Annotated in this window: 15 protein-coding genes; 6 read left to right on the top strand and 9 right to left on the bottom strand. The window is 64.3% G+C overall.

Annotation, left to right across the window (positions count from 1 at the left end; all coding sequences use genetic code 11):
• Positions 1–110 precede the first annotated feature (110 nt).
• Positions 111–1,142 (top strand): fatty acid desaturase family protein, encoded by a 1,032-nt coding sequence (locus AC07NV_RS18190; RefSeq protein WP_495167803.1) that lies wholly within the window; start codon positions 111–113, stop codon positions 1,140–1,142.
• Positions 1,143–1,145: 3 nt separating this feature from the next.
• Here AC07NV_RS18190 and AC07NV_RS18185 read toward each other — a convergent pair whose 3' ends face one another.
• Both AC07NV_RS18185 and AC07NV_RS18180 read right to left on the bottom strand, forming a co-directional pair.
• On the bottom strand, positions 1,146–1,625 hold the full coding sequence (locus tag AC07NV_RS18185) for an asparaginase domain-containing protein (protein WP_495167802.1): 480 nt from the start codon (positions 1,623–1,625) through the stop codon (positions 1,146–1,148).
• Positions 1,626–1,737: 112 nt separating this feature from the next.
• Entirely contained in the window at positions 1,738–3,339 is a 1,602-nt protein-coding gene (locus tag AC07NV_RS18180) for a lysine--tRNA ligase (protein WP_495167801.1), read from the bottom strand.
• 468 nt (positions 3,340–3,807) lie between these two features.
• Here AC07NV_RS18180 and AC07NV_RS18175 point away from each other — a divergent pair, with 468 nt between their 5' ends.
• Positions 3,808–4,176 (top strand): PilZ domain-containing protein, encoded by a 369-nt coding sequence (locus tag AC07NV_RS18175; protein ID WP_495167800.1) that lies wholly within the window; start codon positions 3,808–3,810, stop codon positions 4,174–4,176.
• 3 nt (positions 4,177–4,179) lie between these two features.
• On the opposite strand, the gene AC07NV_RS18170 is transcribed toward AC07NV_RS18175, so the two are convergent.
• On the bottom strand, positions 4,180–4,614 hold the full coding sequence (locus AC07NV_RS18170) for a hypothetical protein (RefSeq protein ID WP_495167799.1): 435 nt from the start codon (positions 4,612–4,614) through the stop codon (positions 4,180–4,182).
• A 92-nt stretch (positions 4,615–4,706) separates the two neighbouring features.
• On the opposite strand from AC07NV_RS18170, the gene AC07NV_RS18165 reads away from it, so the two are divergent.
• Genes AC07NV_RS18165 through AC07NV_RS18155 form a run of 3 tightly spaced genes read left to right on the top strand, consistent with a single transcriptional unit; the run spans position 4,707 to position 8,433 of the window.
• Positions 4,707–5,024 (top strand): GIY-YIG nuclease family protein, encoded by a 318-nt coding sequence (locus AC07NV_RS18165; RefSeq protein WP_495167798.1) that lies wholly within the window; start codon positions 4,707–4,709, stop codon positions 5,022–5,024.
• 55 nt (positions 5,025–5,079) lie between these two features.
• Positions 5,080–7,827, top strand: a complete 2,748-nt coding sequence (locus AC07NV_RS18160; RefSeq protein WP_495167797.1) for an ATP-dependent DNA helicase — start codon at positions 5,080–5,082, stop codon at positions 7,825–7,827.
• Positions 7,828–7,884: 57 nt separating this feature from the next.
• A complete protein-coding gene (locus AC07NV_RS18155; protein WP_495167796.1) occupies positions 7,885–8,433 on the top strand; it encodes a SixA phosphatase family protein in 549 nt (182 codons plus the stop codon).
• Here AC07NV_RS18155 and AC07NV_RS18150 read toward each other — a convergent pair.
• Positions 8,430–9,041, bottom strand: a complete 612-nt coding sequence (locus AC07NV_RS18150; RefSeq protein WP_495167795.1) for a TetR/AcrR family transcriptional regulator — start codon at positions 9,039–9,041, stop codon at positions 8,430–8,432. The two genes, AC07NV_RS18155 and AC07NV_RS18150, sit on opposite strands and share 4 nt — an antisense overlap.
• Positions 9,042–9,119: 78 nt before the next feature.
• Here AC07NV_RS18150 and AC07NV_RS18145 point away from each other — a divergent pair, with 78 nt between their 5' ends.
• Positions 9,120–9,731, top strand: a complete 612-nt coding sequence (locus AC07NV_RS18145; protein ID WP_495167794.1) for an NAD(P)H-dependent oxidoreductase — start codon at positions 9,120–9,122, stop codon at positions 9,729–9,731.
• Positions 9,732–9,735: 4 nt separating this feature from the next.
• On the opposite strand, the gene AC07NV_RS18140 is transcribed toward AC07NV_RS18145, so the two are convergent.
• From AC07NV_RS18140 to rpmF, 5 genes are all read right to left on the bottom strand, one after another.
• Positions 9,736–10,128: a MerR family transcriptional regulator gene (locus AC07NV_RS18140; RefSeq protein ID WP_495167793.1), complete on the bottom strand. Its 393-nt coding sequence runs from the start codon at positions 10,126–10,128 to the stop codon at positions 9,736–9,738.
• A 14-nt stretch (positions 10,129–10,142) separates the two neighbouring features.
• Positions 10,143–10,436 carry an integration host factor subunit alpha gene (locus AC07NV_RS18135; protein ID WP_039573003.1) on the bottom strand — a complete coding sequence of 98 codons (294 nt, stop codon included), beginning with the start codon at positions 10,434–10,436 and terminating at the stop codon, positions 10,143–10,145.
• A gap of 151 nt (positions 10,437–10,587) precedes the next feature.
• A complete protein-coding gene (locus AC07NV_RS18130) occupies positions 10,588–11,553 on the bottom strand; it encodes a beta-ketoacyl-ACP synthase III (RefSeq protein WP_495167792.1) in 966 nt (321 codons plus the stop codon).
• Positions 11,550–12,584 (bottom strand): phosphate acyltransferase PlsX, encoded by a 1,035-nt coding sequence (gene plsX / locus AC07NV_RS18125; RefSeq protein WP_495167791.1) that lies wholly within the window; start codon positions 12,582–12,584, stop codon positions 11,550–11,552. Before plsX ends, AC07NV_RS18130 begins: the two co-directional genes overlap by 4 nt.
• Positions 12,585–12,606: 22 nt before the next feature.
• Complete coding sequence (rpmF, locus tag AC07NV_RS18120) at positions 12,607–12,786, bottom strand: 50S ribosomal protein L32 (protein ID WP_487791869.1); 180 nt, start codon at positions 12,784–12,786, stop codon at positions 12,607–12,609.
• Between the last annotated feature and the right edge of the window lie 296 nt (positions 12,787–13,082).

Raw genomic sequence — 13,082 nt, 5'->3', positions numbered from 1 at the left:
AGTGTCGGAAAGGGGTTGCCAAATCCTTACCGCAACATCGTGATTTCTGCCGATATTGTACCAAAACGGAAGGGGTTACGTTTCGGTTCGCAACTTGTTATGAATGGGCCATGTCAGCCGTCCGCCTCTTGCCGCCCACTCAGTTTTTCGATCGCGCCGAATGGTCCGCGATCACCACCGCCTCGCGCTGGCACGGCATCTGGTTGGTCGCCCATGCCTGGATCGTCAGCATCGCGCTCGTCGGCCTTGCCGCCTGGTCGCATAACCCCGCCGCATGGCTGCTCGCGATTGTCTTCGTTGGCGGGCGTCAGCTCGGACTCGCTATCCTGATGCACGATGCGGCGCACGGCGCGCTGCATCCGAACCGGAAGCTCAACAATTTCCTCGGCCAGTGGCTGACGGGCGCCGCGGTCGGATCGGACCTGATCGCCTATCGCACCTATCATCTGCAGCATCACAAATTCACCCAGCAGCCCGAAGACCCTGACCTGGCGCTGTCGAAGCCGTTCCCCACCACGCGCGCCAGCCTGTGGCGCAAAGTGCTCCGCGACCTGACTGGCCAGACCTTCTTCAAACAGCGCGTCGCGCAATTCGGTTTCGCTTTTATCGGCCTGAGAGCGATGCTGCGCGGCGAGAAGGTCGAGAAGGGCGCCAAGAGCACCAAGGCCGGAACGCCGTTCAACAAGCAGTCGGACGACGGCATGACGTCACCGACGGTCGACGTCGCGGGCGCAATGGCGGTGGCGCGCGCGGTCGGCCGTTTTCTGATCGTCCAGGCGGTGCTGCTCGCGGCCTCGCTCGCACTCTACGGCTGGACGCCTTACCTCCTCTGGCTCGCCGGGCTTGCGACGACCTTCCAGCTTTACCTGCGCGTTCGCAACATCGCCGAACATGCGTGCACGACGACGGGCAGCGACGATCCCTTCACCCATGCCCGGACCACCCATGCAAGCTGGCTGGCACGCGCGACGGTTGCGCCATATTGGGTGAATTATCACGCCGAGCATCACCTGTTCATGGGGGTGCCCTGCTATCGCCTGCCGCAGGTTCATGCCGCGCTGGGCCGCGCGGGCCGGCACGAATCGATGACGATCGCGCCGAACTATGCCGCGGTGCTGCGGCAGGTCACGGCAAAGGGCTGAGCCCTATTCCTCGACGAAACGTTGCCCGGCGCGGTCCTTGACCGCCTTTTCGGGGTCGAAGATCAACCCGTTCATCGCGACATAGACGCCGGGCGGCAGCGTCTGCACCGCGGCAAGCGCGAAGCCGACGTTGAACTCGGCATCGCTCGCGCGCACCGACGCGGGCTGCATGGCCCCCGTCAACACGATCGTCTTGCCAGTGATCCCCGCCAGCACGCGGCCGGTGACGACCATCGTATCGGTACCGTGGGTGACAAGGATATGTGTGGCATCGCTCGCCGCGACGGCGGCGCGAATGGCTTCGCGGTCGGCATCGTCGAGTTCGAGGCTGTCCTTGCGCATCAACTGCGTCACACGGTGCGCGACATGGACGTTGTTTTCGCGCAGCAGGTCGGGGATCGCCGCAGGGCCGATCTGGAACTCGCTGAGCGCGTCGAAATAGACTTTGTCGATCGTCCCGCCGGTGGTGAAGATGTCGATCATCAGGCCCAACCTCCCATCCCGTTCGTGTCGAGCGTAGTCGAGACACCGTGAAGTCGTGCTTTGACGATCGGCATCTCGACTTCGCTCGATGCGAATGGAAAGAGGGGGCGCATTATGCCAAAGCCTCGGCGATCAGCCGCCGCGTGTTGTCGATCCCGAACAGCGCAATGAAGCTTCCCATGCGCGGCCCCGCGCTCGACCCGAGCAGGGTTTCATAGAGCGCCTTGAACCAATCGCGCAGATTTTCAAAACCATAGGCCTCGTTCTTGCCGATCTCGTAGACGATGTTCTGGATATCGTCGGCGCCGGCATCGACAGGCAGCGCCGCGAGCTTGTTGTCGAGTTCCTTCAGCGCCGCGCCCTCGCCGCCCTGCGGCTTGCGGCGATTGAGCGTCGGCGCAACATAGTCACGGTTGTACGCCATCGCATTGTCGATCAACTGGTCGAGTTCGGGCCAGGTCGCGGCGTCGGCGCCCTCGACATATCGGCCGAGGTAGCGCCAGATCTGGTCCTTCGACGCGTCGGCGCCCATCACTGCGACGAGATTGAGCAGCAACCCGAACGTCACCGGCAGTTCCGCCGCGGGAATCTCTTCACCGCGCGCGACATGGACATGGTGCACCGGATTGCCGAGGCGCTTGTCGGGCTCCTGCGCCGGATAGCTGCCACGCATCTGCAGATATTCGTCGATCGCCTTCGGGATCACACCGATATGCAATTGCTTCGCCGCCTTGGGCTCGCGATAGGCGAAAAAGGCGAGGCTTTCCTCGCTGCCATAGTCGAGCCACTGCTCGAGGCTGAGGCCATTGCCCTTCGACTTCGAGATCTTCTCGCCCTTTTCGTCGAGGAACATCTCGTAGATCAGCCCCTCGGGCTTGCGCCCGCCAAGCGCCTTGGCGATCTTGCCCGACTGGACACCGCTGTCGGTCAGATCCTTGCCATACATTTCGTAATCGACGCCCAATGCGACCCAGCGCATCGCCCAGTCGACCTTCCACTGCAGTTTCGCGCCGCCGCCAAGGACGCTGTGCGTGATCGTCTCGCCCGCATCCTCGAACGAGACGAGGCCGGCATCGGCGTCGACGATGGTCACCGGCACCTGCAGCACGATTCCCGATGTCGGGCTGACCGGCAGGATCGGCGAATAAGTCGCCGCGCGCTCGGCGCGCAGAGTCGGCAGCATGATATCGAGGATATCCTGATTGTGGTGCAGGACATTCTTAAGCGCGTCGTCGAATGCGCCCGACTTGTACCGCTCGGTCGAACTGACAAATTCATATTCGAAGCCGAACCGGTCGAGAAACTCGCGCAGCATCGCATTGTTATGATGCGCGAAACTCTCGAACTTTCCAAATGGATCGGGGATGTCGGTGAGCGGCTTGCCGAGATGTTCGCGCAGCATGTCGCCGTTCGGCACATTGTCGGGAACCTTGCGCAGCCCGTCCATGTCGTCGCTGAACGCGACAAGACGCGTCGCGGCGCCACCGGTCAACGCCTCATAGGCGCGGCGGACCATCGTCGTGCGCAGCACTTCGTTGAACGTGCCGATATGCGGCAGGCCCGACGGACCATAGCCCGTTTCGAACAGCATTGCTTCGCCGCCGGGCTTGCCGCCCGGATAGCGTTTGACCAGTTTGCGCGCTTCCTCGAACGGCCAGGCCTTGGACGTTTGCGCGGGTTCGCGCAGCGAAGGATGAAGGTGCAAGTCAGTCATGCCGCGCCCATAGCCGGAAGAAGCGCCCTTGGAAAGAAGCGCGGAAAACTGCGCAACTTCACACTGAAATCATCTGTGACCCCGGGCTTGATCCGGGGGTGAGCGACCGCGGCGGTCCACATGGAGCCCGGATCAAGTCCGGGATGACAAGACGATGAGATCGGCGGCCTTGCCGATGAGATCGGCAGCTTTGCCGAAATGGCAGAAAACCGCCCAAGTTTACGCCGGAATCGCGTTTTCATATCCGTTTCGACATGCCCAAAAGCGACAAAAGATACCGACGCGCACGCGCATTTTGTCTCCTTTGTCGCTTTAAGCCGGGAGGGGGCAGTGCAGGACATCCGAAAGTATCAGCACAGCGCAGGAAAGTAGGAAAGCCAGTTTCCGTCTTCACGACGAAGACGTCCGACGTCAAAAAGCGGCGATCATGGTTACCCGAAATTTACCATGCGAGCGTAGCCTCGGCCCATGGACAGATTTCGCCCCCCCGCCCCGCGCGGCCACAAACGCACCGACGTTTCGATCGAGGTGACCGTCAACGGCGTGCTCAACTTCATCGACGGCCGGATCACCGACCTGTCCGAAGGCGGAGCACGGATCGACGGAGCGAGCATGCCGGCGCGTTCGCGCTGCGAAATCCACTATGGCGGACAGGTCACCTATGCCGTGGTCATGTGGTCCGAAGTCGACCGCATGGGGGTGCGCTTCCCCTATGAGCTCACGCACGGGCCGCTCCACAACGCACTGGTGCGTGCACGCGGCGCGTCGATGATCGAACCCGCACAGATTTTCCTGAGCAACCGCGCGCCCGTCTTCGGACGCCGCGGTCTCAGCTGACCGTCAAAAGGGTGCGATGGCGACGCCCTCACGCTCATTGTCCCAGATCATCGCCATGATCCGCCAGCCGAGTTCGGGATCCTTGAAGAGCTGAATCGAATTGATCCCGCGCCGCTCGGGTTCGGCGTCGCCCAGCGCGGCACGCGCCTCATAGGCGCTCCAGACATGGGCAATATTGCCCAGGACGTCGATCCGCCGCCCGATCTCGATTTCGAAAAAATCATTCTCCGCGAAAAACGGGGTCGTGTCGCGCGCATAGTCTTCGAGCGCCATGCTCCGGAACGTCGCGCGTCCGTCGGCGTCGATCCACGTCCGGATTTGCCGCGCGTCGGGGTGAAAGCAGTTTGCCTGCCGCGACCAGTCGCGCGGGCCCTTCGGCCCCGATATCATCGCATACATCTCGTCGATCACTGCGCCGATCGCCGTCTCTTCGCTCATCCGAAAGGTCCTTTCGCGTTGTGGAAAGGAGGAATCCCCTCCTCCGTTCGCCCTGAGCTTGTCGAAGGGCCGTTCTTTCTTCTACCTAGGCAGTGGGGTTCTGGGCCTATATCCTGCACTGCCGCGGCGGCACTTTCTACACGGGTCACACGGATAATCTTCCTCACCGCATAGGACAGCATGAATCTGGCACTATAGCCGGCTTCACCGCTGACAAATTGCCCGTCGTTCTTGTTTGGAGCCAGGAATTCTCCACACGCATTGAGGCATTGGAAGCAGAACGCCGGATCAAGGGATGGAGTCGTGCCAAGAAGATGGCTCTCATCCGCGGCGACTGGGACAAGATTTCGGCTTTGGCAAAAGGCAAGAACGGTCCTTCGACAAGCTCAGGACGAACGGATGAAAGATAGTCCGAAGGCCTCCATCCGCCTTGCCGCGTTCGCCTTTTGTCCCTAGCTTGGGCCGATGGCTCCCGACCCGCTTTCTCTCCCCGCCGTTCATGCGAGTCACATCGGCATCTGGATCGCCGACACGCACGGGCGCGTGCAGCGCGTCGGGCGCGGTGAAGCGATTGCCGCGGTTGCCGCGTCCCCGCACCTTTTGCTCAATGCGACGCTGACCGGCGACCGACTCGGCTATCCCGAGCTTTCGGGGCTCGACCTGCTCGAACTTTTCGCGTTCCTTTATCCCGCACGCTTTGCGGTGCCGACGCCGGCGGGAATCGCCGCCGCGATCGGGCTGGAGCCGCCCAAGAGCGAAGAAGACATCGCCGTTTTCCTGCCGAAGGCCGCCGCGGCGATGCTCGCCAGCATCGACACCCCCGACTGGCCCGAACGCGAGGGCGCCTGGCACGGCATGCAGGCCTTGTCGCGCCAGCGCTGGTCCTGGTCGCCGCTGATCCAGCCGCATCTGTCGGTGCCCGATGGCAATGAGCGCTGGCTGTTTTCGCGCCTGCCCGAATGGGAAGAGGGGCCGCCGCGCGGACCGCCGCGGCAGGTCAAAATCAACGTCGAGGATGTCACGGCACGGCTCGACCGGCTGACCGGCGATGGCGCCGAACGGCGGCCGGGGCAGCAGGACTATGCCCGCGCGAGCGCCGCGATCTTCGAGCCGCGCGAACGCAAGGAAGCACCGCAGATGCTCGTCGCCGAGGCGGGAACGGGAATCGGCAAGACGCTGGGCTATCTCGCCCCCGCCAAACAATGGATCGACCAGTCGGCGGGCGCCGTCTGCATCTCGACCTTTACCAAGGCGCTGCAGCGGCAATTGGCGCGCGAGACCGAGAAGCTCTATCCCGACGCCGCGACGCACCGCGAGAAGGTCGTCGTACGCAAGGGGCGCGAGAACTATCTCTGCCTGCTCAACCTCGAGGATGCGTTGCAGGGCGGCTTCTCCGGCCGCGCCGCGATCCTTGCCCAGCTTGTCGCGCGCTGGGCCGCCTATACACGCGACGGCGACATGGTCGGCGGCGACCTGCCCGGCTGGCTCCCCGCGCTGTTCCGCCGCAACGGCACCACCGCGCTGACCGACCGCCGCGGCGAGTGCATCTATGCGGGCTGTCCGCATTTCCGCAAATGCTTCATCGAACGCTCGGCGCGCGCGGCGACGCAGGCCGACATCATCATCGCCAATCATGCGCTGACGATGGTGCAGGCGGCGCGCCCGCGCGATGGCGGCGCGCCCGCGACGCGGCTGATTTTCGACGAAGGCCATCATCTGTGGGACGCCGCCGACAGCATGTTTGCCGCGGCACTGACGGGACAGGAAGCGGTCGAGATCCGCCGCTGGGTGCTCGGGCCCGAGGGCAAGTCGCGCGGACGGCGGCGCGGGCTCGCGGCGCGCCTTGCCGACGTCGCCAGCTATGACGAAGCGGGCGACCGCGCGATCCAGGCCGCGATCGCCGCCGCCGCCGAACTACCCGGCGACGGCTGGCTCGCCCGATTGTCCGAAAACGACCCGTGGGGCGCGATCGAGCGATTGCTCGTCGCGGTACGCGGGCAGGTTTATGCACGCGCGGTCGACACGCGCACCGCCGACGCGGGCTATGGCCTCGAAACCGAACTCGCCGACCCCGATTCCGATCTGGTGACGGCGGCGGCGGGCGCGAGCGACGCGGTCGAGGCGCTGTTGCGTCCGCTGATGGCGCTCGGCAAGCGGCTCGACGCGCTGGTCGACGATCCGCCCGACTGGCTCGACGGACAGGCGCGGGCGCGCGTCGACGGGGCACGGCACAGCCTTGGCACGCGGATCGACACGCTCGGTGGCTGGCTGTCGCTGCTCGGCCGCGTTGGCGGCCCCGCCGATCCCGATTTCGTCGACTGGCTCGCGATCGACCGCTACGACGGGCGCGAATTCGATACCGGATTGCACCGCCACTGGCTCGACCCGGCAAAGCCGATTGCCGATGTCGTCTATCGCCCGGCGCAGGGCGTGCTCGTCACCTCGGCAACGCTGCGCAACGGCGGCCGCGGCAGCGCCAACGATTTTGGGGGCTGGGCCGACGCCGATATCCGCACCGGCGCGCGGCACATGGACGGCGGGGTCCGGCATTTTGCGGTCCCCAGCCCGTTCGATTATGCGCGCCAGTCCGAAGTGCTGATCGTCACCGATATCGCGCGCGGCGACCTCCCCGCGCTTGCCGGCGCGTACAGCCGCCTGATCGAGGCATCGGGCGGCGGCGCGCTCGGGCTGTTCAGCGCGATCCGGCGGCTGCGCATCGTTCATGCGCGCATCGCCGACCGGCTCGCCCGCGCAGGCCTCCCGCTTTACGCGCAGCATGTCGACCCGCTCGATACCGGCACGCTCGTCGACATTTTCCGCGCCGATCCGCACGCCTCGCTGCTCGGCACCGATGCCTTGCGCGACGGGGTCGATGTGCCCGGCGAATCGCTGCGGCTGGTGGTGATGGAAGGCGTTCCCTGGCCGCGCCCGACGATATTGCACGCGGCGCGGCGCGCGGCGCAGGGCGGCAGCGCTTATGACGATATGGTCATTCGCGGCCGCATCGGGCAGGCGTTCGGCCGCCTGATCCGCCGCGCCGACGATTTCGGTCAGTTCGTGATGCTCTCGCCCTCCTTCCCCTCGCGATTGCTCAGCGCTTTCCCCGAAGGCACCCCGATCCGCCGCCTGCCGCTCGATGAAGCGGTCAACCATGTGGCGGCGGCGAACGTCGAAAGGCGAAAAAGCGCCTATCCAGCCTTTTCACCGTCATAAGATTGCGGCACAAGGCCTGCGAAACCGAGGGATAGCGCTGCGGCGCGGGGAGAGATTTTGAAGACTTTGACGATCCTGCGCCACGCCAAATCGGGTTGGGACGTTCAGGTAGAGCGCGATTTCGACCGCCCGATCAACAAGCGCGGCGCGCGCGGCGCCGAATTGATCGGGCAGTGGTTGAAGCGGCAGAAGCTGCCGGTCGACCGCATCATCGCGTCGCCCGCGGTGCGCGTGACCGAAACGCTCGATATTTTCCAGCCGGCGGCCGATCTCGACACGCTCGAGCCGCATTGGGACCGGCGTATCTACCTCGCCTCCGCCGCGACGCTGATCGACGTGATCCGCGATACCGGACGCGACGCCGATCATCTGCTGATTTCCGGGCATAATCCGGGGCTGGAGGATCTGATCCTGATGCTGGTCCCCGAATCGGACGGCGATGAATTGCGCGCGAAGGTCGAGGAAAAGCTGCCGACGTCGGCGCTGGCGCGGCTCGAGATCGATATCGACGACTGGCACGCGCTCGACGTGAACATGGCGCGGTTCGCCGCTTTCATCCGCCCGCGCGACCTCGACCCGGCGCTCGCCCCGGCGATGGACGACTAGGCAGCGCTCCGCGCAACCATCGCCACAATGATCGCGCGCAGTTCCATGCGGGCTTCGACATCGGCGATATCGCCCGCCGCGGCGGCATGCGAAAGCGATTCGGCGCTTCCCAGCATTGCCCACAAGGCGGCGGTTCCAACGCCCTTCGCCCCCGCGAAAGGCGCCAATATGGACCGGCATTCTTCGATGAAGCCCAGCTGAAAGTCGCGCTTGAGCCGCTCCATCTCGGGCGATCCCGCCAGTGCGGCTAGAATGGCGGGGATCTCGCGGCCTTGCCGCAGGACGCATTCGACATAGCAATCGGCGATGACCGAGGCCTTGGCATCGAGCGTGTCGTCGCTCGACGCCAGCGCGCTATCCATCGTCTCGCTCTGGCGTTCGTCATAATCGCTGTACAAGGCGGCGAGCAGCCCCTCGCGCGTCCCGAAATGACCATAAACCACCGGTTTGGTGATTCCCGCCTGCTCGGCGAGGCGCCCGAGCGAAAGGGCGTCGGCGCCGCTGTCTCCGATCATATGCCACGCCGTCGCAACAAGTTGGCGGCGGCGGTCTTCGCGCGAAAGGCGCTGGCGGCGCGGCGCCCCTTTCGATGGTGGCGGGCTTGACATGCTATATACCTTTAGTATCTTACTAAAAGTATATAGAAGAATATCTCCTCCCCGCAAGCCTCATGAAAGATCAGACAGATGCACAGCCTGATTGTCGTTTCGCACCCCAGCCCCACCGCCTTGACGCACGCCGTCGCGGCCGAAATCGAGCGTGCGATCGCCGCCGCGTCCCCCGCCAACAGCGTCGAAATCGCCGACCTCAGCCGGGAGGATTTCGATCCGCGATTCTCGCTGAGCGACATTGCCGCCTTCAATCTCGAAGCGCCCCTCGGCGACGATGCTCGCGCCGAACAGACCCGGATCGAGCGCGCCGCCAGTCTAATTCTCGTCTATCCGGTCTATTGGTGGTCGATGCCGGGCTTGTTGAAAGGCTGGATCGACCGGGTTTTCACGAACGGCTGGGCCTATGACGAAAGCGCCGACGGCAAGGTGGAAAAGAAGCTGACCTGGCTGCGCGTCCACCTCGTCGCAATCGCTGCCGCACCCTCCGAGATGTATATCCGCCGCGGATATTCGCAGGCGATGACAACCCAGATCGACAAGGGAATCTTCGATTATTGCGGTGCGCCCGTGATGTCCTCGGACATGCTCTCGATCCCCGATGCCCGGGCAACCGACGAGATTTTGGTCGAAGCGCGGCGGATCGGGGCCCGCATTGGCGCGGGCGAAGGCCGTCGCGACGCCGCCTGACGGTTCAGCCGATCGCTGCGGCCAGTCGCTGGCGAAGCGCGACCAAGGCCGCGACCGGGATCCCGCCCGGCGCGGGAGCAGCGTGATCCAGCGTAACCGGCGCGTGCGTTTCCGCGACCGGCACAGCGGCGCCCGGCGCGGACAAGGCTTTACGCGCGCCCTCGACGGTAAAACCCTGCACATGCAGCAGATGGTGGATCCGCTCGGCGAGCGCGACGTCCTCCGCACGATAATAGCGACGGCGGCCCGACCGCTGGAGCGGCTTCAGCTGCGGAAATCGCGTTTCCCAATAGCGTAGTACATGTGTCGGGACGCCGATCCGCACCGCCAGCTCGCCGATGGCGAGCATGGCGCCGGACGCCTTGCCGCCATCGTCGGGCATGTCAAAATCCGACATGGGTCAGGTGCAGCCTATTTTCCGGCAACGCGCGCTCGCATCGTCTGGCTGGCGCGAAAGGTCATCACGCGCCGCGGCAGGATCGGCACTTCGATGCCGGTCTTGGGATTGCGGCCGATGCGTTGCGCCTTGTCGCGGAGTACGAATGTGCCGAAGCCCGATATTTTCACATTCTGACCGACCGCAAGCGCGTCGGACATATGGTCGAGAATCGATTCGACGATCGATGCCGATTCGTTGCGCGACAGACCAATCTGCTGATTGATCCGCGTTGCGATGTCGGCGCGCGTAAGAGTCCCTGCGGTCATGCTGATCCCTTCCCCCTCATGAAGCGAAATGCGAAATTGAGTCCCGGACAGCCCCCACCGTCACGAGTCCTGTCGGTATATGTAACAAATGCGAATTAATCCGCCAAACTGAAACGGATGGACGGAGAAGTTGATGCGCCGGAACGAGTCATTAAACCCGCAAGACCGCTGCGCCCCATGTGAAGCCACCGCCCATCGCCTCAAGAACGACGAGGTCGCCGCGCTTGATGCGCCCGTCGCGAACCGCGAGGTCGAGCGCCAAGGGAACAGAAGCCGCGGACGTGTTGGCGTGCTGGTCGACGGTCAGCACGACGCGTTCAGCCGGCAAACCCAGCTTTTTGGCGGTTGCGTCGATGATCCGCTTGTTCGCCTGGTGCGGCACGACCCAGTCGATCGACTCGGCTGACAGGCCGACGTCGGCCATCACTTCGCCCAGCACCGAGGCGAGGTTGGTAACGGCATGACGGAACACTTCGCGGCCCTGCATGCGGACATGCCCCACCGTTCCGGTGGTCGACGGCCCGCCGTCGACATAGAGCATGCCTGCGTATTTTCCCTCGGCATGAAGCCGCGTCGCAAGGATGCCCTGATCGTCGTCGACATCTTTCGCCGACAGGACGATCGCGCCCGCGCCGTCGCCGAAGAGGACGCAGGTCGTGCGGTCTTCCCAGTCGAGGATGCGGCTGAAGGTTTCGCTGCCGATCACCAGCGCATGTTTCGCCGCGCCCGTGCGCAGCATCGCATCGGCGACCGACACCGCATAGAGGAAACCCGAGCAGACCGCAGCGACGTCGAACGCGATGCAGTCGGGGCTACCGATCAGCGCCTGCACCTTGGTCGCGCTGGCGGGAAAGGTGTTGTCGGGAGTCGCGGTGGCGACAATGATCAGGCCGATGTCGGAGGGCTCGAGGCCGGCGGCCGCGAGCGCCTGCTGCGCGGCGGCAGCCCCCAGCGTCGCCGTCGTCTCGTCGGGTTCGGCGATGTGGCGAAAGCGGATGCCAGTGCGCTCGACGATCCATTCGTCGCTGGTGTCGACACGCTCGGCAAGCTCGGCGTTCGAAACCCGCGTGCGCGGCAAGGCCGAGCCGGTACCGGCCAGAATCGCACGCAGCGTCACGCGGCGTCGCCGCTGCGGAAATTCGCGAGATCCTCGGTCACCTGACGCGTGATATCCTTCTCGATCAGCTCGGCACAGAGGTGGACACAGTTCGCGACCCCCTTTGCATCGGCGCTGCCATGGCTTTTGAGCACGACGCCGTTCAAACCAAGGAACACCGCGCCATTGTGATTGTTGGGGTCGAGATGATGCTTGAGCAGTTCGGTCGCGGGGCGCGAGATCAGAAAGCCGATCTTCGAGCGCGTCGAGCTGGTGAAGGCGCGGCGAAGCAGGTCGGTCACGAAGCGCGCCGTCCCCTCGATCGTCTTCAACGCGATATTGCCCGAAAAACCGTCGTGAACGATGACATCGACATCGCCGCGCGACAATTTGTCGCCCTCGATAAAGCCGGTGAATTCCATCGGCAGCCCGTGCGCTTCGCGCAACCGCGCCGCGGCATCGCGAATCTCGTCGGTGCCCTTCAGCTCTTCGGTGCCGATATTGAGCAGCGCGACGCGCGGGCGCTGAAGCCCCATGGCGGTACGCGCATAAGCCGCGCCCATCACCGCGAACTGGATCAGATTGTTGGCGTCGCAATCGGTGTTGGCGCCAAGATCGAGCATGACGACGTCATTCTCGCCCAACGTCGGCAGCAGCGCCGCAAGCGCCGGCCGGTCGATCCCAGGCATCGTCCGCAGCGCGAGCTTCGACATCGCCATCAGCGCGCCGGTGTTGCCGGCCGACACAGCACCGCCGGCATCGCCGCGCTTTACCGCGTCGATCGCGAGCCCCATCGAGGTGCTCTTCGCCTTGCGTAGCGCCTGGCTCGGCTTGTCCGAACCCGACACCACGCCGTCGGTGTGGATGATATCCGATGCCGCGCGCAGATTCGGGTGGTTTTCGAGTGCCGCCTTGATCTGCACCTCGTCGCCGACGAGGATGAAGCGGAGGCCGTCATGCTTATGGCGTGCCATTGCGGCGCCGGCGAGCATCATGCGCACGCCGACGTCACCGCCCATCGCATCGATTGCGATTCGCGGTGTCAGTGCCATTGTGACGCCCTCCGGCTAATGCTTATGCGCCGACCGACACCACTTCACGGCCATTATAATGGCCGCAAGAGTTGCAAAGATTGTGCGGGCGCTTCAGCTCGCCACAATTGGGGCATTCCTGAAAGGCTTCGACCTTCAGGCTGTCGTGGCTGCGACGCATGCCGCGCTTCGAGGGCGAGGTTTTTCGCTTGGGAACGGCCATGATATTTCCTGCATTCTTAAAGTGTGTGTCACGAATCGGCTACCCGGATTTGTCACCCCGTTGCCGGAAATGACTGGCCCGCCCGCCACGCCGAAGCTCGCTCCTGTCTATATTTGACAAGAAAAATCTTCCGCAGGAGGGTGCCTCAACGCCAGATGGTGTCGGGTGCCGGATCGGGCGGGGCTATAGCGTTTTTGCCCGCAAAGGCAAGCCCAATGCGTCACAATTGCGCGGACTTGCCGCTCCGGTCCGGGGATGCCAGAGCTATATAGTCCGATCACGGTAATGTGACGGCA

The organism is Sphingopyxis sp. GW821-FHT10B01, from assembly GCF_059415685.1.
This window is presented reverse-complemented; position numbering and strand designations above follow the sequence as displayed.

Excerpts from the sequence above, each read along its gene's own strand:
- AC07NV_RS18175 (WP_495167800.1), top strand. The coding sequence starts at position 3,808 with ATGGACAGATTTCGCCCCCCCGCCCCGCGCGGCCACAAACGCACCGAC.
- AC07NV_RS18145 (WP_495167794.1), top strand. The coding sequence starts at position 9,120 with ATGCACAGCCTGATTGTCGTTTCGCACCCCAGCCCCACCGCCTTGACG.
- AC07NV_RS18140 (WP_495167793.1), bottom strand. The coding sequence starts at position 10,128 with ATGTCGGATTTTGACATGCCCGACGATGGCGGCAAGGCGTCCGGCGCC.
- AC07NV_RS18135 (WP_039573003.1), bottom strand. The coding sequence starts at position 10,436 with ATGACCGCAGGGACTCTTACGCGCGCCGACATCGCAACGCGGATCAAT.
- AC07NV_RS18180 (WP_495167801.1), bottom strand. The coding sequence starts at position 3,339 with ATGACTGACTTGCACCTTCATCCTTCGCTGCGCGAACCCGCGCAAACG.
- AC07NV_RS18170 (WP_495167799.1), bottom strand. The coding sequence starts at position 4,614 with ATGAGCGAAGAGACGGCGATCGGCGCAGTGATCGACGAGATGTATGCG.
- AC07NV_RS18150 (WP_495167795.1), bottom strand. The coding sequence starts at position 9,041 with ATGTCAAGCCCGCCACCATCGAAAGGGGCGCCGCGCCGCCAGCGCCTT.
- rpmF (WP_487791869.1), bottom strand. The coding sequence starts at position 12,786 with ATGGCCGTTCCCAAGCGAAAAACCTCGCCCTCGAAGCGCGGCATGCGT.
- plsX (WP_495167791.1), bottom strand. The coding sequence starts at position 12,584 with ATGGCACTGACACCGCGAATCGCAATCGATGCGATGGGCGGTGACGTC.
- AC07NV_RS18160 (WP_495167797.1), top strand. The coding sequence starts at position 5,080 with ATGGCTCCCGACCCGCTTTCTCTCCCCGCCGTTCATGCGAGTCACATC.
- AC07NV_RS18190 (WP_495167803.1), top strand. The coding sequence starts at position 111 with ATGTCAGCCGTCCGCCTCTTGCCGCCCACTCAGTTTTTCGATCGCGCC.
- AC07NV_RS18185 (WP_495167802.1), bottom strand. The coding sequence starts at position 1,625 with ATGATCGACATCTTCACCACCGGCGGGACGATCGACAAAGTCTATTTC.